Origin of the sequence: Thalassoglobus sp. (genome assembly GCF_048270125.1) — a bacterium.
Classification (GTDB): Bacteria; Planctomycetota; Planctomycetia; order Planctomycetales; family Planctomycetaceae; genus Thalassoglobus.
This window is the reverse complement of sequence record NZ_JBLWTN010000009.1, coordinates 1-22,925: the sequence shown is the minus strand read 5'-3', so window position 1 is coordinate 22,925 and position 22,925 is coordinate 1. Positions and strand designations below refer to the sequence as shown.

At 50.0% G+C, this 22,925-nt stretch carries 14 protein-coding genes; 7 read left to right on the top strand and 7 right to left on the bottom strand.

Features of this window, described 5'->3' with window-relative positions; genetic code table 11:
* Positions 1–276: 276 nt before the first annotated feature.
* Positions 277–3,651 (bottom strand): protein kinase domain-containing protein, encoded by a 3,375-nt coding sequence (locus ACN0YR_RS12550; protein ID WP_417849576.1) that lies wholly within the window; start codon positions 3,649–3,651, stop codon positions 277–279.
* A gap of 1,213 nt (positions 3,652–4,864) precedes the next feature.
* Here ACN0YR_RS12550 and ACN0YR_RS12545 point away from each other — a divergent pair.
* The 3 genes from ACN0YR_RS12545 (at position 4,865) to ACN0YR_RS12535 (ending at position 9,709) form a co-directional block, all read left to right on the top strand.
* Positions 4,865–7,231 carry a PSD1 and planctomycete cytochrome C domain-containing protein gene (locus tag ACN0YR_RS12545; RefSeq protein ID WP_417849575.1) on the top strand — a complete coding sequence of 789 codons (2,367 nt, stop codon included), beginning with the start codon at positions 4,865–4,867 and terminating at the stop codon, positions 7,229–7,231.
* Between the two features lie 161 nt (positions 7,232–7,392).
* Entirely contained in the window at positions 7,393–8,787 is a 1,395-nt protein-coding gene (locus tag ACN0YR_RS12540) for a DUF1501 domain-containing protein (RefSeq protein WP_417849574.1), read from the top strand.
* 223 nt (positions 8,788–9,010) lie between these two features.
* Positions 9,011–9,709 carry a DUF1294 domain-containing protein gene (locus ACN0YR_RS12535; protein ID WP_417849573.1) on the top strand — a complete coding sequence of 233 codons (699 nt, stop codon included), beginning with the start codon at positions 9,011–9,013 and terminating at the stop codon, positions 9,707–9,709.
* 126 nt (positions 9,710–9,835) lie between these two features.
* Here ACN0YR_RS12535 and ACN0YR_RS12530 read toward each other — a convergent pair whose 3' ends face one another.
* The 5 genes from ACN0YR_RS12530 to ACN0YR_RS12510 all read right to left on the bottom strand — a co-directional run bounded on the left by ACN0YR_RS12530 (position 9,836) and on the right by ACN0YR_RS12510 (position 15,795).
* Positions 9,836–10,678: a sulfite exporter TauE/SafE family protein gene (locus ACN0YR_RS12530; protein ID WP_417849572.1), complete on the bottom strand. Its 843-nt coding sequence runs from the start codon at positions 10,676–10,678 to the stop codon at positions 9,836–9,838.
* A 771-nt stretch (positions 10,679–11,449) separates the two neighbouring features.
* Positions 11,450–11,647, bottom strand: a complete 198-nt coding sequence (locus ACN0YR_RS12525; RefSeq protein WP_417849571.1) for a carbon storage regulator — start codon at positions 11,645–11,647, stop codon at positions 11,450–11,452.
* A 1,761-nt stretch (positions 11,648–13,408) separates the two neighbouring features.
* Positions 13,409–14,122, bottom strand: a complete 714-nt coding sequence (locus ACN0YR_RS12520) for a 3-keto-disaccharide hydrolase (protein WP_417849570.1) — start codon at positions 14,120–14,122, stop codon at positions 13,409–13,411.
* 75 nt (positions 14,123–14,197) lie between these two features.
* Complete coding sequence (locus tag ACN0YR_RS12515) at positions 14,198–14,686, bottom strand: 3-hydroxyacyl-ACP dehydratase FabZ family protein (protein ID WP_417849569.1); 489 nt, start codon at positions 14,684–14,686, stop codon at positions 14,198–14,200.
* 149 nt (positions 14,687–14,835) lie between these two features.
* Positions 14,836–15,795, bottom strand: a complete 960-nt coding sequence (locus ACN0YR_RS12510; protein WP_417849567.1) for an HAD family hydrolase — start codon at positions 15,793–15,795, stop codon at positions 14,836–14,838.
* A gap of 505 nt (positions 15,796–16,300) precedes the next feature.
* On the opposite strand from ACN0YR_RS12510, the gene ACN0YR_RS12505 reads away from it, so the two are divergent.
* From ACN0YR_RS12505 to ACN0YR_RS12495, 3 genes are all read left to right on the top strand, one after another.
* Entirely contained in the window at positions 16,301–17,464 is a 1,164-nt protein-coding gene (locus ACN0YR_RS12505; protein WP_417849566.1) for a DUF1501 domain-containing protein, read from the top strand.
* Positions 17,465–17,609: 145 nt separating this feature from the next.
* On the top strand, positions 17,610–18,752 hold the full coding sequence (locus tag ACN0YR_RS12500; protein ID WP_417849565.1) for a serine hydrolase domain-containing protein: 1,143 nt from the start codon (positions 17,610–17,612) through the stop codon (positions 18,750–18,752).
* Positions 18,753–18,932: 180 nt separating this feature from the next.
* Entirely contained in the window at positions 18,933–19,313 is a 381-nt protein-coding gene (locus tag ACN0YR_RS12495; RefSeq protein WP_417849564.1) for a hypothetical protein, read from the top strand.
* Between the two features lie 21 nt (positions 19,314–19,334).
* On the opposite strand, the gene ACN0YR_RS12490 is transcribed toward ACN0YR_RS12495, so the two are convergent.
* Positions 19,335–21,254, bottom strand: coding sequence for an alpha/beta hydrolase family protein (locus ACN0YR_RS12490; RefSeq protein WP_417849563.1), 1,920 nt, complete (start codon positions 21,252–21,254; stop codon positions 19,335–19,337).
* A 348-nt stretch (positions 21,255–21,602) separates the two neighbouring features.
* Here ACN0YR_RS12490 and ACN0YR_RS12485 point away from each other — a divergent pair, with 348 nt between their 5' ends.
* Complete coding sequence (locus tag ACN0YR_RS12485) at positions 21,603–22,712, top strand: sialidase family protein (protein ID WP_417849562.1); 1,110 nt, start codon at positions 21,603–21,605, stop codon at positions 22,710–22,712.
* Positions 22,713–22,925 lie beyond the last annotated feature (213 nt).

Sequence of the window (22,925 nt, the reverse complement as noted above, 5' to 3'; positions counted from 1 at the left end):
CAATGACCAGTTCAATGAATTGACACCTGAGAGAATTCCCGAAAAATCTTCTACGGGTGCTGAAGTCTCCCTTCGCAATAAAGAGACTTTTTACGGGAAAGTAACACGACAGGGCATACAGAACGGTCTGCTTAAGAATTCAGACAGAGTTTCTTAATCAGCCTTGTTACACACTGATCGCATTTTTCGAATTGATGTTTGCGTCCGGCTTTGTGGCGAGCAGTCTATGAAGTCATAAACGCGTTCTTCACGGAGACGACAACCATTGAAAAGACTTCAATGGACGTTTGGCCCGAGGATAAGAATCTTTGTCGTATGCCTTCCCCCCACCAGTAAATCAAAATGAACTAACAGCCGGTCACCTGTTGGCATGAACTGCATGGAAACCGGCCATCCCGTGATCGTTTCGGGTTCGTACAAAAGACCGAGTTCTTCTTTTGTTGGAAGATGAGATGCAAAGATTTTCCCATCGGAATACCCCGTCAGCAACACCCGGTCATGATCACAAAATAAGAGAGATGTCACACGATTTGTTGCAATCCGCGAGAGAATGACCTCATCCGTTGCTCGGTTCCTGATCTGAAATCCATTTTCCGTCGCAATAGCAATGTGTTGGTTATCTTCAGAAACGACCAGGTCGTTTCCAGGAGTCACCTTGGTTCGCTTAACTTCAACGTCGTTCTCAAGATCCCATTCGATGAGAAATTGATCGTCGTGGTCGGCGATCAAAGTTTTTCCTTCGTCAGCAAACCGAAGTCCGAAAGTTGGAATAATCAGTAGTTTCGTGAGAAGCTCCGACTCCGCCCAGGCGTTTGACGAACTCCAGACATGGATTTGATCATCAGCTGTGGCAACAGCGATGCGTGTTCCATCTTTCGAAATCTCCATCATGTTTCGAAACTGAAAAGTTGTTTTGATGCTCCCGAGCACTTGCCCTGTATGGACATTTCGAACCTCGACGAGATCTCCAACACGAGCTGGGAACCAACCTTGCTGAGACAAATTTCCGACGCTTGAGATACTCTCCGATGGCATCGCATCGATCTGAGTTAGACCACGCCCTTTCGTGCTGACTCTCATTGGTTGCTTCGATTCACCTACAAAATAGAGGAGTTCATCAGGCCCCGATGGAAGAAGACCTGACAACGCTTTCGGTGGCATCAACACGGAAGCGGAGTTCCCATTCGTTAAGTTCCAGCGAGCCACTTTCCCATCAGCCCCGGATGTCAAAACTTCATCATGGCCCCGAAACTTAACCACAGATGCCCTGCCGTCATTCGGGCTATGTGCCTGAAAACTAGCAAGGAGTAACTTTTGTAGCGTTCGCCCCTCAACCCCCGGACGAATCGAATTGAGATTATAAATGTGGCACTGACCGTCGTAATAAACAGATGCCAAGCGTGACATATCAGGTCTGATCCCAAGATGTTGTGGATAGATTGCATTCGTCGAAAGCAATGCCACTTCAGATCGTTCTACCGGATCGAGCACAGCCATCTGATCGCTGAATCTGTCAGCTGCCACAATGTATTGACCATTCTGACCGGCCCAGCACATCGTGCGGATGTTCCGGATTGACTGCGAAGGGATCGAATGAATCACCGCAGCAGCTGAGACATCCCAAACATCGATTGAGGTCCGGGTTGGCACATAAAGCAACTTGCTGTCTTCAGAAAAGAGGAAGGACTCATGGCGGTGATCGTTTTCAGAACGCAACACTTCTTTGAACTTCCGATCCCAGACACAAAATTCGGTGTAACGCGCACCAGCAACAAGAGTCTCGCCATCGGGCGACCATTGCAAAGTCTCGATCCCTGTTGACAAAGTGCCTATCAGCTTGAGTGGTTGTTGTTCTTCTCGATGCCATGCCCAGACTTGCCCAGTGCGGCATCCGGTAACAATGACTTGACCATCAGGAGAAATCGCGACGGCGTCCACTGGTTCTACATGAGGTTCAAATGTTCTTAACAGATGCCCCGAATCAATGTCCCACAGATACGCAGTTCCGTTCGAACAGGCTGTGACAACAGACTGCCCATCAGGAGAAATTGCAAAATCTTCAACAGCAACGGGATGAGGGTACTGCGTCTTGGGAGCAAAGCTCCCAGCATTCAATAAGAGTTGACGCAGCGATCCAGAACTGGCCGAATCAGCGACAGGGGCCTCTTCAATTTCAGGAAGATGCAGGCTCGAAATGTACGAATAGTTTTTGCTTCGAAAGGCCGTCAACATTTGGTGCAACCGTGACGCTTCAAGCAAGTCGTTGGCCTGCTTCTCTCTTTGCGTTGCCTCTTTCTCAGCTGAAATCGCGCGCAGCATTTGAGAAACCGCAATGCCGCCTCCGGTGAGAAGGCCGACTGATGTCATCATCATGATCGTTAGCGCAACCCAATGGCGCGTGCAAAATTTACGAGTCCGGTACAGCAACGTCGGCGGCGATGCAATAATCGGTTGACCATCCAGGTATCGCTGTACATCCTCAGCAAACTCGATCGCGGTTTTGTACCGAAGTTCCCGATCCTTCTCCAATGCCGTCATCACAATGAGATCGAGTTCCCCCTTCAGAGAGCGTCGAAGTTTTCGTAACTCCGCTTTCATGTCTTCAGAGACTGTCGAGGATTCGTTGCCTCGCAACGTGCTCACACGTGCACTTGGCTTAAGAGGAATTTCCTCTCTGAGAACTTTACGTATCCCGTCATAGCCGAGCTTGGAAAATGAGGCTCGATGGAACGGAGTCCTGCCTGTCAGAAGCTCATACAACAGAACACCAAGTGAATAGATGTCCGAACGAGTATCGACATCCAGCAAGTTCATTTCCGCCTGTTCCGGGCTCATATAAACAGGCGTCCCAATCATTTGAGCGAACTGGGTAAACAGAGTCCTTTCGGTCAGTTCCTGATTGAGCGCTTTGGCAACCCCGAAGTCAATCACCTTGACGACAGGTTTCCCATCAAGTCGAGCCACCAGAATGTTAGAGGGCTTCAAATCTCGGTGAATGATTCCTTTATGATGAGCGTGCTGAACAGCGCGACAGACAGTAATGAACAGTTCCAGCCGCTCCCGAATATTAAGTTCATGATTCTTGCAATAATCCGTAATAGAGACCCCTCGGACAAGCTCCATGACGAAGTAGGGGCGCATCGAACTTGTGGTTCCAGCATCCAGGACCTTGGCGATGTTGGGATGCTCCATTAACGCGAGAGCTTGACGCTCCGCTTCGAAACGTGAGATCACCTCACTCGAATCCATTCCCGCACGAATAAGCTTCAGCGCAACCTTACGCTTCAGAGGGTATTGCTGCTCCGCCATGTAAACAGACCCCATCCCTCCTTCCCCCAAGAGTTCCAGGAGTTTGTAAGGACCGATCTGCGGATGATTCGAGATGTCGATCCCTCGATCAAACTCTAAGGCGGGACTGACAAATGATACCGTGCAAGGTAAAGAGACCTTCGGACTAAACGCTTGAACCGCCTTGTCGAGTGGGTTGGACTCTAGCGTCTCTTGAGCAGCCAATAACTGCTCCACCGAACAGCGAAGCTCTGGGGCATCAAAACAGGCTTCCTTAAGAAATGTTTCTCTTTCTGCTCCCGAAGAGATTCTCAGCGCTGCCGTGAAAATCGTTTTCGGGAGAAGAACAGACCGTTGACTCATATTGCCGGCTTTGAACGAATTCACTGAACCAGTCTTTGAACAAGTTGATCGACCAACAAGTCAACCACAAATGCACTCAGTGCGAGGCGACAAGAAGATCCTGAAGTCACATTTGGAAACCTTGAGATAAATCTCGCGAAGGATTCCTCAGCCCCCGAGAGGCCAAGCTCAGACTTTCGACTCAGCCCCAAAAGTTTGTCGCACAACTCAGTGCGAAATTTATCTTATCAAGGAGACATTTCCCCTGACAAACTTTTTCTGGTTCGCATTCAGATTTTTCTGAACTCTTCAGGTTCCGAAAACCATTCCAGGATTTGCCCAACTCTGGATGTCGTCAGTTTCGAAAGAGTTGCCTTACTCAGAAGATAAATGCCGGAGGGAGCCGACCCGCCTGTGCCCCCTCCGGTCTGATTGTGTATCGATTCAACAAAAATCCAGCCCGTCTTTGGACGCTGCAAACTTAACAACCCGGAATGCAGCCAAAATTTGAACCAAATCAACACGCAACCCCTACATAAATAAGGCGTCATCGAAAGATATTTTGTCCGAAGAAATCTTCGAAAATTTCCCGTTTTTCCAAAACCAAATTCAACAAAAATCCACAAACTGCTTTGTAGAAAGGAGTTACAAGAGATGCAACTCTTGTAAAATGATTCCAGAATTCATGTAAAATAATCTGTACACAATCGCTTCACCCAGCCTGAGCGAGTACGAAATCAACGCCCGAAGCTGTCGAGCAATCATCTTTGGAGTCAGCTTGGGATCGAGAGAGCTCTCTCCTGATATCAACTCCACTCCCAGCAAAGCCTGCTTGACTCTGACTTAAAAGCAGTCCCGAGACAGTCCCCCATCAGCAGTCGTTTGGGCACGACAGCAAAGCCTATTATGGTCTTTACGTTCTGAGGATGACGCGAACCAAAGCGAATGCAGGGATGATTATTGAACAATTTCTTTAGGCAACTTCCTGAAGCACTTCTGCCTAGCACGCAGCGGAGTCGAGGAACGGGTGAAAACGATTATAGAACCTGCACCGGAACAGAGTCGTCCAATCGATCAGCGTCGACAATTGATTTCGCGATTTGACGGAAAACCTGTTACAATTTTTATCCAACTCCCACCGATATGGTTGAGACTGCACTTCCACCAAAATGCACCTTGATCCCACCTGTTGATTACTCAACGAATTGTCACGCCTTTGATGAGTGATTTCAAAATGCCAGATACGTCGAAATTCCCTCTCATTCTTTTGAGCTTGGTTGTTCTTCTGGGAAGGGCCACCAGTGCTGAAGAGAAGAAAGCCCTGCCAGCGGCGTCCCCTCAAGATATTGAGTATTTCGAAAAGAAGGTCCGGCCGATTCTGGCTGAGCGTTGCTACTCATGCCATTCGTCGACTGCAAAGACGATTCACGGCGGCTTGAAAGTCGATTCAGCTCAAGCGTTGTATGCTGGGGGCGATTCCGGAGCTTCCATTATCCCTGGCAAACCTGAAGAGAGCTTGTTGATCGCTGCCATCCTGTATGACAGCGATGCCGATTATCAAATGCCGCCAAAAGGGAAACTGCCCGAGAGCGAGATCGCTGAGTTAAAAGAATGGGTCCGCCGTGGGGCCCCCTTCCCGGACGATGGCTCCGTTGCGGCCGCTAAGCAGGGAATCGATATGGAAGAGGCCAGGAAATTCTGGTCCTTCCAACCAGTTCATGAGCATCCTCTGCCAGAAACATCGATGTCGTCCTGGCCACAAAAGCGACTCGACCATTTCGTTTTATCCGCCATGGAAAAGCAAGGGCTGTCTCCATCTCCGGAAGCTGATCGGGCAACACTGCTGCGCCGCTTGAGCTTTGATCTCATCGGCTTGCCACCGACTCCAGAGGAGGTTGAATCATTCGTAAACAATCCCGCTCCGGACGCCTACGAGAAAGAGGTCGAACGTCTGCTGGCGAGCCCACACTTCGGTGAACGCTGGGGGAGAATGTGGCTCGACTTGGCCCGCTATACCGATAAGACAGCAAGTTGGCTGGACTCGACTGGACAGGCATATCTTTATCGAGACTGGGTCGTCAAAGCGATGAACGATGATGTCCCATACGACGAATTTATCCACCGCCAACTCGCTACAGATTTCATGGAAGAGACCGGCCCGGAAGATTCCCCGGCACTCGGATTCATCGGCCTCAGCCCCAACTACTGGAAAGAACTTAAGCTTCCTTCGGAAATCATCAAAGTGATTGTTGCCGACGAATGGGAAGAACGAGTCGACGCCGTCAGCCGCACCTTTCTCGGTCTCACCGTTGCATGTGCTCGTTGTCATGACCATAAGTTCGACCCCGTGACACAAGAAGATTACTACGCCCTCGCAGGCGTCTTTGCGAGCACTCGCATCTTTGAATGCCCGACGATCGAGGAAGAGTTGTACGCCCCTGTTCGCACTGCGCGTGAAGAGGTGAAAGGATTAGAAAAAGAGCTAACGGCACTCAAGAAGAAAAAGCCCAAACCTGAAGACGAGATCGCCGAACTAACGAAAAAAATCCAAGACATCAAAGATTCCACGCCGCACTACAACTCAGTGATGGCACCCGGCATCGTAGAAGAGGCACTTTTTGTTGAACGAAAAGGGAAAACGCCTCAAGAGGGAACCAACCTCGTTTATCGACCAGAGCCGCGCGATCTCAATCTGTTTATTCGCGGAAACCCGAACCGACTAGGCGATGTTGTGCCTCGAAGGTTTCTGGAAGTTCTATCAAACGAAAACTCGAAGCCGTTCACGAACGGGAGCGGACGACTCGAACTTGCTCAATCCATCACACGAGAATCTGCGCCGTTAGCTGCCCGGGTGATGGTCAACCGTATCTGGTTGTCACATTTCGGACGCGGAATCGTCAACACGCCAAGCAACTTCGGACTCTCGGGGGAACTTCCCTCTCACCCGGAACTTCTCGATGACCTGGCTGCACGATTCATTCAGAATGGCTGGTCACTCAAAAAACTTCATCGTGAAATTGTCCTCTCTGCCACATATCGTCAATCGAGTCGTATTCAGGAAAATCAAGAAAGCGTCGACCCCTCAAACATTTGGCTCTCTCGAATGAATCGTCAACGCCTGCACGTTGAATCCTGGCGCGATGCCATGTTAAGCACGACCGGCGAACTCGATTTGACCATGGGAGGGCCATCTCTCGACTTGAAGGACCCAAAAAATCTTCGCCGAACGATTTATGGAACGATCCACCGACGCGACATGTCGACGATGCTGTTAATGCACGACTTCCCCGATCCTACAACCCACAACCCACAGCGACTAAGTACCACAACAGCACTTCAAGGGCTGTATGTCCTCAATGGACCGCTGCTGCTAGGTCGGTCGGAAAAACTCGCTCAACGAGTCGCTTCCGAAATTCCCGACGACGAGTCAAAAAGGATTCAACGCGCCTACGAGTTGCTGTACGCACGAAAGCCGAGCTCAAAAGAAATTGAAATCGGACTGAGCTTTCTGAATCAACCAGATGAAGCGACTCGGGCAGATGCCTGGACGCAATATGCCCATGTACTGCTGGCTTCGAATGAATTCCTTTTTGTTGACTGACCGATTCTGCTCCTATCGAAATCACCAGCTTTCGTATGAGTAGCAAAAAATGCTGACTAACTCATCGTCGCCCGAGACCATGGCCTCGGACGACAGGTAGGATGTTTCTTACCACTCGCATTACCTTTTATTAGTGTCACAGTTTTCCACGGTCTGAATCGATGAACATCAATCCTTTTCAACCACCGATCTCCCGCCGCAGCATGTTGCAGCAACTTGGAAGCACTCCCGGAATGATCGGAGCAGCCGCTTTCCTGTCTCAGCAAAGCCTCAGCGAGGCCGCCCCAACTGGGACGGCAGCAGGGTGCCACTTCCCACCGAAAGCCAAGCGGGTGATCCACCTGTTCATGAATGGTGGACCGTTTCAGGCAGATCTCTTCGACCCGAAACCAGCTTTGGAAAAATTCGCAGGCCAGCGTCCCCCAGGCGCTGATCTGGTGACGGAACGCCCCACAGGTGGACTGCTCCCGTCACCATTTAAATTTCAGCCACGCGGAGAGAGTGGCGTCCCTGTGAGCGAGTTACTCCCACTGTTGAGCCAGCACATCGACGACATCTGCGTACTCCGCTCGATGCATGCCGACAATCCCAATCATGGTCCGGCATTGCTGCAAATGAATAACGGAAGCATTCTCCCCACCCGCCCCAGCATGGGCGCCTGGTTCACGTATGGACTCGGCACCGAAAACCAGAACCTGCCCGGTTACGTGGTCCTCTGTCCGGGGCGACCGGTCCGATTTTCGATTTTATGGAACAGCGCGTTCTTGCCATCCGCCTATCAAGGGACTTACATCAACCACTCTTCGATTGAGCCCTCGAAGATGATTCCCCATCTGCGCAACACAAAATGGGACCAGTCGACGCAACGGCGACAACTCGAATTGATGCGACAGCTTGATGCCGAAGTTCAGGGCCGAACTGGAGAAGATCAGGCGTTCCAGGCGCGGCTACAATCGATGGAAACCGCCTTTCGAATGCAGTTTCAGGCCAGCGATGCATTTGAACTCAATGAAGAGTCGAAGCAGACCCGTGAGGATTATGGAGACGGACACTTTTCAAATGGCTGCCTGCTGGCACGCCGACTCGTCGAACGAGGCGTTCGGTTCGTGCAAGTCTATTACGGAAACGGACAACCCTGGGACACTCACTCTGGTCACGACGATAAAGTCCCCAAGCTTTGCAAAGACATCGACCGTCCGATTGCCGCTCTCCTCGGCGATCTGAAACAGCGGGGTTTGCTCGAAGACACGCTTGTGATGTGGGGGGGAGAGTTCGGAAGAACTCCGACGTCGGAAAATGGGAACGGTCGTGACCACAACCACCACGGGTTCGCAATGTTCCTGGCTGGTGGTGGCGTCCGTGGGGGAATGACCTACGGAGAGACAGACGATTTCGGATTCAAGGCGGTCCACAACAAAATGCATGTTCACGACTTACACGCCACGGTGTTGCATCTCCTTGGATTGGATCATGAACGACTCACTTACCGCCATGCCGGTCGAGACTTCCGACTGACCGATGTTCACGGAAATGTCGCGCACGACATCATTGCGTGATGTATGTTTAAAAACGGACCAGAAAGTCAATAAGAGTCGCATCTTCAAAACTTTCAGAAACCATCTTCGTGTCCGGTCTCGTGGTAACAATCGATGATGTCATTAAAGTCTCTTCACGAGCACAAAACGGGCACACGGTAGAGCAAACTGCTTTAACCAGAAAAAAACAGCTGGCGAACCGGTCTCTACGGGCCTTGCAGGTATTAAAAGAGTTCCATTTCTCATGCGACATCAAGGCAAGCTGACACGTTGGAAAGACGAGCAGGGTTACGGGTTCATCGTTCCAGATGAGGGCGGAGACGATATCTTTGTTCACATCAAGTCGTTCAAGTACCGTCAACCAAGGCCGGTCGAGAACGATATTGTTTCGTATGTCGTCGCGACCGACCCCGATGGGCGACTGCAAGCGGAGCAGGTTGTCCTCCCCAACAGAAAACGGTCTCGACGGAGGAGTTACGTTCAGCCTTGCAGCTTCAACTTTATTTTTGCTGCCCTCTTCTTCGCTTTCCTGATCACGATGTCAGCTGCTCATCGCTTGCCTGTCGAAATGGTGAGCGTTTACCTGATCATGAGTGCGGTCTCATTTTCAGCTTATGCGATCGACAAAAGGGCAGCGATTCACAGAAACTGGCGTACACCCGAAACGACACTTCATTTACTCGATCTATTTTGCGGCTGGCCAGGTGGACTGGTCGCTCAACCGGCACTACAACACAAAACGAGCAAGAAGCCATTCTTATTCACAACTTGGTTTGTTGTGATCCTGAATTGCACAGTTTTACTCTGGGCGATATTCCCGCAAGGAAACACATTCCTGCGTTCTATTCCTCAATATCTCGAAGCGAAAGAGAAGAGCTCTCCAAAGGCTGAGGTCGACCAATCAGATTTCGGAATCCAGATCATTCCAAATCATTCAGATTGAGACCAACTCGCGTCAATTTCTTACTTTGATTGTTTTTCAGTCGTTTGAATGCATTCAAATAATCATTCGCACAACAGATGCATCACCAGATCAAGGAGCTTGCCGTTTCCTCGAATGTTGAAATCGTTATTGCGACGCAGAGACCGACAGGCGAATGGCGACGAAGATAGCTGTACAGATTGCGAGAATCCCAAAGTTCCTGCGAAGTTGCTGAGAGCCTAGTCTCCGACCGATGCTCGAACCGGCCCTCGCTCCGATGGTTCCTCCTGCAAGGAGAGCTGCGACGAGTTTTAAGTCGACATTTCCGGACCAGGCATGCAAGATTGTCGACTGAAACGAGACGAGCCAGACAACAACCATCGACGTGACCACAGTTTTCTGAGCGTCGACGCCAAACAGGTACAACAGACCGGGAACAATGAGCAACCCGCCGCTGATCCCAAGTAATCCCGAGAGAAAGCCAACTGTCACGCCGAACCAGACAAACATCGGAACCGACAATGCTCGATTGTTCCAATCTCGAACGCGAATGACTGGTGGGAGCAAAATGCGATTCAACCAACCGCGAGAGATCGGCCGAAAGCGAGTCGCTCGCTCACTCTCCCATAACGAAAACATCCCGAGCACACTCAGCAACCCCAGATAGACCCGCAGCACCAAAGTCTCGGCATCGATAGAAACGGTATCAGAGTGTGTGAAGAAATTGAGTGTTGATCCACCCAGGAAGACTCCCACAAAAAGACCACCAGACAGGATGAGGGGGAGTCTCCAACTCGTCCATTGAACATTGCGGTAAAGAAGTGCTGTCGTCGCTGGACCAAGGACATAGCTGACCACTGACCCGACAGCGATGTTCATCGGGATTCCCAAGGCCGAATTCAGCACGGGAACCAGAATGAACCCTCCGCCGACCCCAAAAATTGCAGAGATCGCACCGACAAAAAAAGCAACAACTATAGCTAGGATCATTTCCACGAATCAGTGAGCTTCCGGCGCATCAGAATGAAAGCAGGATTGTGGAGCATGTTGCCCTAAGTTGCAATCAGCAGGCAATCAGCAATTTTCCATTCAAATTTGATAATCAGAATAAGAACTGTCCCGAGGACGTTTGTCTTTTTTCAAACTTCGCTCTAAGAGTTCGAAGAGTTGATGAACGATCACTCCCCAGGCAACAGGAAGCAATAAACAGGCGATAACAAAAAAGAACTGTGGCCACATTGCCTTAGAGCCTGTCTGATTTCCACGCACACATCAGTGCATGTTTGTTAAAAAATTTAGAACAGCAACTGTTTCTTGTTTGCCATGATCGCATCCAAATCTGTCGACCGACTCCCTTGAGCTTGCTTCGCTATCAAGTCATTTTCATGACTTCATAGCCTGCTCGCCACATGGCAGAACGTTAAGACCAATACTGAATTTGCTTTCGGCTGATCGGGACTCAACGCAATTCTTGCTTGAATCCTTGCCTGCAGACTCGCTGCTCACGATAGCGTATGAGCTTCAACTCCCGGTGTCAAAGTGAGAGTTGAATTCCGAGCAACGATTGGAAAAGAATACGAAAACAGCTTTCCGGTTTTGCGAATATCCGGAAAGCTGGTCACACAGCAGTCGTCTGCCTGTCTCTACTGACCAGTTAAAGCCATGGTCTCGCAGAGACAAAAAGCGCTAAGCGCAGTTCCACACCCTGGTACTCCGCGCTCAAAAGGGCATCGGAATCCCAACGGTTCAGCAGGTAAAACACTACGCAGTTGCGAGTTCCCGAACTTCTGCCTCAGCGATCAGTTCCTCACGGAAAGCAATCTCTCCACGAGCAATTCGGACTGATTTAGGGGCTTCAATCCCAAGCTTCACTCGACCGTTACCGTTTGAAATCACCTTCAGAACGATGTTGTCGCCGATAATAATTTCTTCGTTCGTTTTGCGTGTAATGACCAACATAGTTTACATCCTCATGTAATTGCCGCACATCCATTGTGCAACACTGTAACTCTATTTGAAATGTTATTCGCAAGCAGTGTGGTAATTCACAAATGCCACAGATTTTTTCTCCGAATGCTCATTTCATGTTAAAGCAGCCTCTCCAGACGAGATGTTTGTGAATATCTCAAGTCTGTACAAATCAGAAGACGCCGAGAACTCGACGCTGTGTCTGATGCCTTTCCTCCGTGAATGGATCTGGCACACACTTTCTGATTCGCTGCTTCTCACGTATTCTTTGACGAGCAGTCGATTTGGCTGGACATTTCAATTCTCAGCCGTGTTTGAGATGAAATCTGTTCCGCAGAAAAAAGCAATGATTTCTTAGCTTCAATAGAATCTGAAAGCGATCGAAATGTTATCCGCTCTAACAAAACCAAAACAGGTGATTGAAATCGAGTGAATAACAACAATTTCATCGCGAAGCTTTGGGCTAAATCGTTTTGCCAGGGCATCCTTAGTTAGTGATCACGATTTCAGGTTTATTTTTAGCGCTGCTTAAAATCCAGAACAGCTTTTCAATCTCATCGTTTACGAGAATCTCGCAATACTACACCGCGTCACTATTCGGAAGATGGCGGTGAGCTAAAAAACAAGAGCGGTGTTCACGCAGGTCAGCTAGAGCGCGGCAAAGATGGGGCATCGTTCGCCAGTCGGAGTATCCAACCGAACGCAGCAGTCCATGCTTGTGCCGAATCGTCTTCATGACTATTCCGTAATTGAGGGTGACCTTCAAACTCTGTGATTCGAACGACTGTGGTAGTTAAAGCACTCGGAAACAAAAACTCAAGCTTACCCTAAAACTTCCCCAAATCTGAAAGACTTGACTCTCAAAAGCTGGAGTTGAAAAGCTCGAGAACGTTCATCAGCTCGTTCGTCGCCTCAGATAGTATACAAGTGTTCTTTGACTGTCAAGCAAATATTCAATATCGAGGATTGATTTTCAACCGACATGAGAAGCCGACTCGTTTCAACAAAATCGTAAACCATTAACACAAAGATAGTTACAGAACAAGAACCCACCCCGAAACCGACACCCAACAACCTGCGGGACTTCTCACGTTATCAGAGTCGCAACCTGTGCGCGGGGTTCCGAGCTTTTCTGATAGAGCCGATTTTTTGATGCCGCAAAGAGAACGAAAGTACATTAGAGATCACATTGCGTTCACTCTTTTCTGTTCGTCGCGACGGGAGAATGTAAAACCGGGCCGAAGATTTCTGGAGCAGAATTTGGGCAGTCTGTCTTTCGCGCAGCAATTTCCGCACTTTTCAGAACTGATCCTGAATCCTGAACTTGCTCTCTTAAACAGTGAGAAAAGTGCCCATTCCACAAGTTTTCGGACTGTTTCTAGACCATGCCCATAGTTGGCCTGCAGTAAGCTCGCTGCACTTTCAGCAGTCATTTAGAGCAGTTTGCTCTACCGTGTGCCCGTGAAGAACGTATTTCTCCAGTAAAAATGCTGTTCGCCACGAGGCAGAACCTGCAAACCTATTCGAAAGATGCTCTAGCCCCCGGTGACTCTCCCCACCGGGGGTTAAAGAGATCGAAGACCTCAATGAAACAAGCACTCGATTCATCGCGACCCGGCGAGCCCCCGTAAGAGGAGGCAAGCAACTGTCTCGTATCTCGTGTCTCGAATCCGAAACAGGTTTCAGTTCTGAGATCGCCTCTGACTGAGTGAAGGTCGCTGCATTTTCAAACTGGCTGGTCTCGCAACTGATTCACGGAAGTTCGCGAAGTCGCAGGTTACGGAATTCAATCGGTGAACCTTCCGCTTCCAAACAAATGTAGCCACTTTTGGGGTTACATTCATTTCCACCGGAGACCTCTTCTCCGTTCACCCACAGACGAACTTCTCCGTTGATGGCACGAATGTAATAGTGATTCCACTGATCGACCCCTTTGCTCAGATTTTTTCGGGGGAAGCTTCGCTGACCATTTGGACTGAGTGGCGGAAACGGTTTCATCGTCGATTTTCCAACAGCAAAGACGTCTCCATTTGTCGTGAACCAGTCGGCGTCTTTACCTGTTCGTTCTTTAAACTGTGTTGCGTAACCGTGATCAAGAACTTGAATTTCGATCCCTCCAGCTGGCAGCTTGTTAGAAGGTAAATCAGTCAGCGCACTTTCAGGAACCCAAATGAATGAACCGGAGTTGCCGCCAGATTTCCGATGCCGCCATTCGTAAACGAATTCAAAATTTGTGTACTGTTTGATTGTTCGATTGACGCCGATGGGCTTCCCTGTCGAAAAGACCATCCCATCTTTGTACGTCCACGTATCTTCATCCCCGTTGACGTCAGTAAAGTCTTCTTCTCCCAAGGCTCGCCAGCCTGGGCCATTCCCGTCGACAAATGCTTTGGGAAGTTCCTTCTCCTCGGCCTGAACGAGAGAACAACTGACGAGAAAAGCAACAAGGCATCCAATCTGGCGCATAGAAAGATCCTCTGTAAGGTTTCAATTCGAAGTTGAGATAACGTGAAGCGGCTGGGTCTTGTCAGTGATGAGCCACTACCGGCTAATCGGGACTCCAATCATAGAGCCGTTGTAGACCATTTTCCCATCGACGAAGCCTTGAAAGTCAAATTCTGCGAGACGCTTCTTTTTCACCTTCGTGCATTGAGCACAGATAATGAGTCGACTATTCGGGTAGACGGGACGTCGAAATCGGACTTCATTCATTCCACCAAACCCCAGGTAATCCCCCGCTTCGAGAAGGTCATACTTGCGAGCATAGAACCCCGCAAGTTGCGCGGCAGCTTCACAAAGCATGACACCCGGCATGAGCGGAAATCCGGGCATATGACCCTGAATCCAGAACTCATCGTCTGTCACTTCCTTGAATCCGACGAGACCATGGTTATCCCGGTCGATATAGACAACGCCTGAAAGCTGTTCCATCTCATGCCGCTGTGGATTGACCTTGCGGATGTCATTGATATCAAAGAGCGGCTTTTCGTAATTGAACTCGGTGTAGTCGTAAAGGGCTTTGGCTGGCATGGAATGCTTTCAAGCGGTGTTCTATCTAATGGTTCATTCAAGCTGGATTGGATTCCAGCAACGTATCAGGAGCAGGTTACAAGCCTGCGGAAATTTTGATTCACATATTCAATAAGGTCCAACAGGAGCCTCGTGAGCGTGAACAGGTTTTAGACTTGCAGAATATCGCGAACCTGCGCAATTTCGGAGATCAGCCGATCCGGTTTCATATCGGGATCACGAACATCGCTGGCTGTCACATTGCAAGTCGATTTGTCTGATGCAAAAAGGGCCGTCCGGAATCCCATTTTTTTCGCAACCGCCAGATCGTCTTTTAACCGATGGCTCACATGCAAAACTTCTTCAGGTTGAATTCCGATCTTCTTGAAGGACTCTTTAGCGGATCGATAAAGCGATGGCGATGGCTTCCTTATTTTTTGTTGGTACGAAATGGTCATCAGGCTCGCAGAAAGAACTTCCGCCAGAGACGCAAATGATCCCTGTTGTTTGAGGGCATGCAATAGCTGCGGGATGGTAAAGGCCTGTCCATCTGCAATTAATCCTTGTCGAATTCCCGCGTCGGTTAAATGAGCGAGAGTATCTCGACTTCCCTTGACTGCTTTTGCCCCTTGTAAACTGGCATGAAAGAAGTAGGCAATTTTCGCGACGAAATCATCGACATCCCCGTATTTTCCCTGGTCGTAAGTGTACTCTTTCAGTTCAAGTTTGCCGATCACCTTCTTCCAGATCTGAGCAGAATCAATCTCTGGGAAATCTCCTTTCTGCTTGGAAGAGACCATCCCCAAGTCTTCTCGAATGCGATTATAAATGATCAACATCCCTTCCCAGGGTTGCCCCTTGCGGCGCGTCATGCTGTTCCACATGTTGAATTCTTTAATCGTTTTCTCAAGAGCAATTTGCATGCGAATTTCCTGCTCGTGATGATGCAGCAGGACTCCCTTTTCGATCTGCAACAGGGTCCCATACACCGACCATGTCACAGCTTTGATTCCCGGAAGCGGCTTGAGCGACGGCGTCACTTTCATCGGCACAATGGCCGGAGGATTCGGCCAGATTAAATCTGACCGTTGATGGAGTTCGTCAATATACGCAGCCAGGGAAAGTCCCATACAAAAGTTCCTGAGAAATGTGTCATTGGGGCACCCCACTATGAAACGTTCCGCGATTGAACTCAAGTGTGAATTTTTTCGACATGATGTGCCCATCACTTTTTCTGTGACCTGCCCAGACCAAACTTAAAGTCAGATCGGCGAGAGCCAATCCAATAATGGACTTCACCTTCTCCCCCTTGGTGAACCGCCTATGAAGTCAGAAAAGCAAGCTTCATGGAGACGACAAGCATTGAAAATTCTCTCAATTCTGCACGTCCTGCAGGGCCACTGCCGGGAATTTCGAGTCGGAGAAGTGAGGGAAGAGAGTGTCAAACTCGACCGTAAAAGGCTTGAAGCAATGATCTCTGTATTTTGATCGATGTTTGATATACTTCGCCCACTGATCCAAAAATTTGGAAATGATCTCTCAAAGACTAAGAAAACGCCTCGTTTCAAAGGTATTCGGAGAGACAGATTGAATAGATCTCCGATCCGATTTCTGAGATCATTTGAGGAGCGATTGATGTCTGAACAGAAGAAGCGAGCACTCGACTCGGTCTCACGCAGAAGTTTTCTGGCAGTGGGGGGAGTTGGGGTAGTTGGGTTATCATTGGGAGAAGCACGCACTCGACCCCGGTCGAATTCTCGCGCGGTGATTCAAATCGTCATGAATGGTGGCCCGAGTCAGCTCGATACGTTTGACCCCAAACCTGAAGCCCCTCGAGAAATTCGCGGCCCGATCCGGTCAATTGCGACGTCGATCTCGGGAGTCCACTTTGCCGAGTCTCTCCCGAAGTTGGCGCAACGTGCAAACGAACTGGTCATCTTGCGTTCTTTACATCATGAATCTGCACCGATTCACGAAAGCGGAATGCAGCTGCTGCTGACTGGTTCACTCGTAAAAAAAGAGCAACAACCACCCAATATCGGCGTTGTGTTGAATCACGCGCTCAAGCAACATGGAAATGCGCCGGTCTCAGTCCGTCTGGGAGGAAAGGTGCAAAAGACCGGGGTCAATGCCTATCACGGCGATGGAGCAGGGTTCCTCGACCTGGATGATTCGATACTCATGCCAGACTTGAACACTCTGCAGCAATCAGGTTTCGAGACGCCTGCATTCTCAAAGCTTTCCTCCTCGAAAAAGAAAACCTTTGGGGAAAATCGATTTGGTGAGCTGCTTTGGACGGCAGCTCGACTCATCGAGGCGGGCGTCCAGTATGTTGAGGTTAATACGTTTGACCACTTTGAAGGGAATGTCACTTGGGATGCCCACGGCTGTGCAAAGACCGCACCCGGAACAATTTTTGATTACCGAGATACACTTGGTCCGCAGTTTGATAAAGCAGCTTCGGCGCTGTTTGATGACCTTCAGCGAAGCGGGTTGTGGCAACAGACACTCGTCGTAGCAACCGGAGAAATGGGAAGAAACCCGCGTATCAACGAACGGAACGGACGGGACCATTGGACGGATGTCTGGTCCGGCATGCTGGCAGGTGGCGGACTTGAGGGAGGGCAAGTGATCGGCGAGAGCGACGCCACCGGAGAAGCCATCAAAAATCATCCAATCCACATCAGCGAGATCGCTGGCCTGATCGGTTCCTATCTCGTCGGCGAATCGCAATTGTCGATTCAGGCGACTGACGATTTGACCTGGTCTCTGCCTAAAGTCGAATCGCTACTGAGCTAGAGCAAATCCAGAATTGGCTCCATTGGTCTTTACGGACTGTCTCGCGGCAAGCGGTCTACAAAGTCATGAAAGTGATCTTCACAGGTACAACAAGCATTGAAAAAACTCCACCGAAGACTCTCAATTCATCTGGACCATCTCAAACATGCGTGAATTTCCAATGAATGAACTTCAACAGCGGCGTCTCCAACTTGCTTTCCTGGCGCTAGGTTGCTTTCTGTTTTCGCCGGTTTCCGAAGCGGAGGAAATCCGGAGAGGGCTCTCTGCAAATCAAGTGACTGCGATCGAGCAGAGCATCGCTGCCGAGATGTCGCGTCAGAAACTAGTCGGAGTCTCAGTCGGAATCCTTCAAAACGGAGAGATCGCCTTTACGGGAGGGGCTGGACTTTCGAACCGCGAGAAGAAAACTCCGATGACAACGAACACGGTGGTGAACTGGGCATCGAATTCCAAACCGGTCATAGCGATGCTCGCCATGCAGCTTGTAGAACAGGGAAAGCTTGACCTCGATGCCGACGTGCAAAAATATGTCCCGGAGTTTCCCAAGAAAGATTATCCCATCACCACTCGGCAATTACTCTGCCATCAAAGTGGACTTCCGCATTACAGCAACGGTCGTATTATCCCCAGCCCGGGGGCCAGAGACGAGCAGAAAGATTTGAACCCACTCTTCGCGATAAAACGGTTCGATCGCTCACCACTGATCTTTGTGCCCGGCACGAAAACAGATTATTCCTCTCATGCTTACGTTCTGCTCTCCGCTGTCGTTCAGCAAGCGGGCGGGGAATCGATCGCTTCCCAGCTGGATCAACGAATCATAATACCGCTCGGCCTGGTTTCGTTCGAACTCGATGTCCCGACTCGTGGTCAAAAAGAGTGGGCCATGGGCTACACAAAGAACTCCGCTGGAAAAATCATTCCCTCTCCGGAACAGGCCAACGCTTGGAAACATGGCGCAGGAGCCTACAAAAGCAACGTCAATGATTTCTCAAAATGGGCGCAGGCGGTGATGAATCAATCTCTCATCAACGCTGAGACACAACAGATCATGTGGACGAGGCAAACCCTCCTGGACGGAACGTCATCAAATTATGGACTCGGGGTACGTGTCGAGGGGAGTGGCCGCAGATTGAAGATCTCGCACAATGGGAGCCAGGCAGAAACGAAAACTCGCATGGTCTTATATCCCAACCAGAAGCATGGAGTCGTCGTGATGTCCAATTGCAATTACGCCGACCCAATGGCCATTTCAACGGCTGTTTACAAAGCACTCCGTGCATCGCGATAATGAGGTTTGCAGACAAGAGACGTAATGAAAACGCTGCACGTTCGCTGTCCGATGGCGTATATCATCTTGCCTGATGAAAGACGTTCTTCGCAGCCATACTTCACGGACGCAAGAAACAGAAGTCTGTTCCGAGCAGCTTGCTCAACCGTGTGCCCATGTTGAACCTGCTTCACCAGTAAAATGAGTGTTCGCCTTGAGGCAGAAAGCGAACACCAATCCGAAATTGCTCTATCACCAGCCGATTTCCCCCCCGGACACCATGAACTTATGTCACTTCTCGAACAGACTGAATCGCGTGACGTCTCAGTTGATGAGACTTCCAATGAAGCTGAACAGGATTCGGTCCTCGGCTATCTGATCGCCAGTGCCGAGCAAATGGTGATCGTGTTTGGTCTGTACGTTTTATCGATTGGCCCGATGTACTGGACCTGGATTGAAGCGAAACATGTCGATGGAAGCCATCTCATCGCAGCCTTTTACGAGCCTCTCTGGAAACTCGCAGGCTGGATTCCCCCGTTGGGGGAGTGGGTCAACTGGTACGTTTGCCTTTGGATTTACTGAGATCCCGAACTCCCCGCAGCCTTATTGATTGCTCACTTTGCACGGCAATGCCAAAGATGTCAGCTCCGGGATATCGAATGTTTCCATCAGGCCGAAACAGAACAGTTCGGGAGCTTGGGAAACCGTCATGTCCTGCTCGACGATCTCTTTCAGGCTTTTGAATCCGCCGGTGATCTGTACGGTTTGAAACAACTCCGGATTCAGAGCGGCGGACGTCAGTGCAATCAAGCCTGTTCGTGGTCCGATTGCCTGGACTGTCACAGGTCCCTGATGTTCAGCTTTGACCCATTCTCCAACGGCAGCGACTTGAGCGGTCTGAATTCCCAGTGGTCGTTTGCCAACAGAAGAAACCAGCAATCCATAAAGGAAGTCTCGCTTGCTGATCTTCGATTCCCCAAAGTAGAACGGATCAATCGCCAGCACTCGCTGACTTTCATTGAGAGACTTCGCGATTGCTTTCGCAGTGCTCGCGCGGCCTTCATCAGCCAGAATGATGACTGTCGATTTCACATTCCCTTCCGGCGTGAATTCCGTAGCAGGAACAGTCCACTCACTACCAATTTTCAAACGAACTCCCCGGGCAGAACCGTTCGGGATTTTCAGGTCATCACTTTGTACCGCCTGAGCCTGATAAGGTTCCAACCGTAAGACGCTTGCGAGATTGGCTCGCCGTCCTTCGATCGAAAGAATGTGAGGCGCGGGGAGCGATTCCATCAATTTTGTGGCAATCTTGTGAAAGTCGAGATTGTCTTCTGGAATCTCGACGTGCAATTCTTCCTTGGTTTTGAGTTCGTCGTCGGATGCGATTTCATCAGCCGAATAAGTGTCGCTCTCTGCGTAAAAATGATCGCCAAGCATTTTATAAAACTGCTGCCGATTATCGAGCAGGAAGTTATGCGTACCGGGGTCTTCGTTGACATGTGAGCGTAGATTGCTTCCTTTGCCGTATAAATCAAAGACCGGCTGCGATGCCTGCATCAGCGGAGCCAAAGCATGATCCGCTTTGAAACAGCATTGGTCATCGGCATTGAAAGTGAGCAAAGTGGGGCGTGGAGCTCGCATAGCCGTCAAGTGGTTGTAGTCCGCAACCATCGCCAGATCGACCGGTGTTTGCTCAGAGTCACCCAAGTCGGAGATAAATTTCGCCCGGGTCACGTAGCTGGAATATCCCGCGACCGGATTCGAAAGTGTCACTCGCTCATCGAGTGAGCTGATGAAAATTGTCTGCCAACCTCCTCCAGAAAGCCCCGCAACAGCGACTCGATTCGGATCGGCATGTGGGTGTTCCAGGAGGATATCGAGCCCACGTGTCATGTAGAGATAATGCAGTGCGACACCACTTGTTCCGCAAAGATCGATTTGATTGCTTTTGTAGTGATTGAATCCCGGCGTTCTCAACTGCCCCATCCCCAACCATTCGACATTCAATGCGAGCATGCCTCGCTTCGCCTGATTGATGCAGCGGATTTGCTTGTAGTCGGCAACTTTTCCGTCGCCATCGTGACCATTCACGTTCATCACAACCGGAACTTTTCCTTCGATATTTTCAGGCTCGTAAAGGACCGCAGGAATCCAGAGACCGGGAATTGCTTCGTAACGAAGTTTGCGAATCTTGTAGCCAGGCCCGCCATCAATTGTCTCCAACCACTCGACTTTCTTTTTGGCATCTCGCCAGTTCGCTGCTTCTCCTCGGAAAACAACTTCCTTCAACGCAGCTTGCCGACGTCCTTCAATGTATTCCTCCCACGCCTCGACCGTTGTGACTTCCGGCATCGGAAGAACGCGAGATTCGGTGAAGTCCTGAACTTCATTCCACGCATGGTCGACGTCAATCAATCGATGCTGTAACGCTTTTTCAATGGCTTCGGTCTCTTGGGACCAAGCCGAATTCGCCTGCATGAGAATCAGAAGTGGCAAAGCAAATCGCACAGTTCGATGCATCGTCGTGGCCTTTGAATTCAACGGAGGGGAAGAGAGTCTCTTCATATGGATGGGCTTCTGAAAGAATTGCACTGCATCTCAACCATTTTCGCAAGGCATCACAAAGATTCCGTCCTTGGAGCAGCCGCCTTTCACCTCGACCTCGGACCATTTCCCCTCAGCTAATTCAAAATTGGCTGCACGCAATTTCTTTCCGAAGCGGAAAATTGAGAATGAATTCATTACGCTCATGCTTCTGTTGGGAGGTTCATACGATTGGAGAACTCGATGCTGAAGTTGATGTTTGCTTGTTTCACGTTGACCGTTTTTCTTTGTCCACTTCCTTCTGCGAGCGCTGACACGGTGACAGTGTTTCAGTCTGAAACGGATGGATACAACGTCTATCGCATCCCTGCGATTGTACGGGCCGCCAATGGCGATTTACTCGCATTCTGCGAAGCACGCGAAGGAGGCGATGCCAGCGAAATCGACTTGGTAATGAAACGTTCAACCGATCAAGGAAAGACTTGGGGCAAACTGCAGGTTGTTCAGGAAAGTGACGATTTCCAGCAACTGTACCCCAACACAGAGGTCACTGTGGGAAATCCGGCACCCGTTGTCGACCTGCTGGACCCTGATCATCCGGGGCGAATCTGGATGCCATTCACGATTGAGAATGATCGTGTGTTTGTCATCTCAAGCGATGACCATGGCGAAACGTGGTCGCCGCGACGAGAAATCACTCAAGATGTGAAACTTCCATCCTGGGGCTGGTACGCCACTGGTCCAGTTCATTCGATTCAGCTGATTCACGGAAAGCACAAAGGGCGTTTGCTCATCCCCGCTGATCACCGCTTAGGCGACGCGGGTGCTGATCGCGGCCCCAATGGAGCACAGGCGTTTTACAGTGATGATCATGGTAAAACTTGGAAGATGGGAGCGATTGACGACACTTACGAAGATGGGTTGAACTCCAACGAAACGACAGTCGTCGAACTGAACGATGGTCGACTCTACTTCAACACTCGCGACCAAAATGGCAAAGCCCCCGGAACACGTGGGGCTGCCTACAGCAGCGACGGCGGAGAATCATTCGACGCGACCGGAGACAAGGTATACAAATGGTTCAGTCCGATCACCGAAACTCTCGATCCACCTGTCGTTCAATGTGCATTGTTACGGGCAGCTTCTACGAAGTTGGGAGATTCAAGAAACCTGATTCTCTTCTCCGGCCCTGATGAAAACGGTCCGACCGGAAAAGGCCGCAGCGACCTGCGAATTCGGTATTCGACCGACGAATCGAAATCATGGAAAGACGGCCCATTGATTCACGAAGGCCCGGCAGCCTACAGCGACATGGTCAAGCTCGATTCGCAAGAAGCCCCATTCGGCGTCCTTTTTGAAGCAGGAGATCCCGGAAAATCTGCATACCAGCGAATCGACTTCACCACATTCTCTATTGAATCAGACTCCAACTGAGATTCTAGCGAGGTGGCCCGATCGACTTGTCCGGTTGGGTCGCTTTAGCGACAAGATGAAGTAACTGTAGGGCAGGGCTCCCCCAATATTGTTCGGCACTTTTTTTGCGGTGTGTCAAGGAGGGGATTTGTTGAGGGATTCCAGGAGTTCTTCTTCGTCGGCCCAGCCGGAGAAGTACAGGCAGATCATTTCAAAGCTACGTTTGGTCAGGTT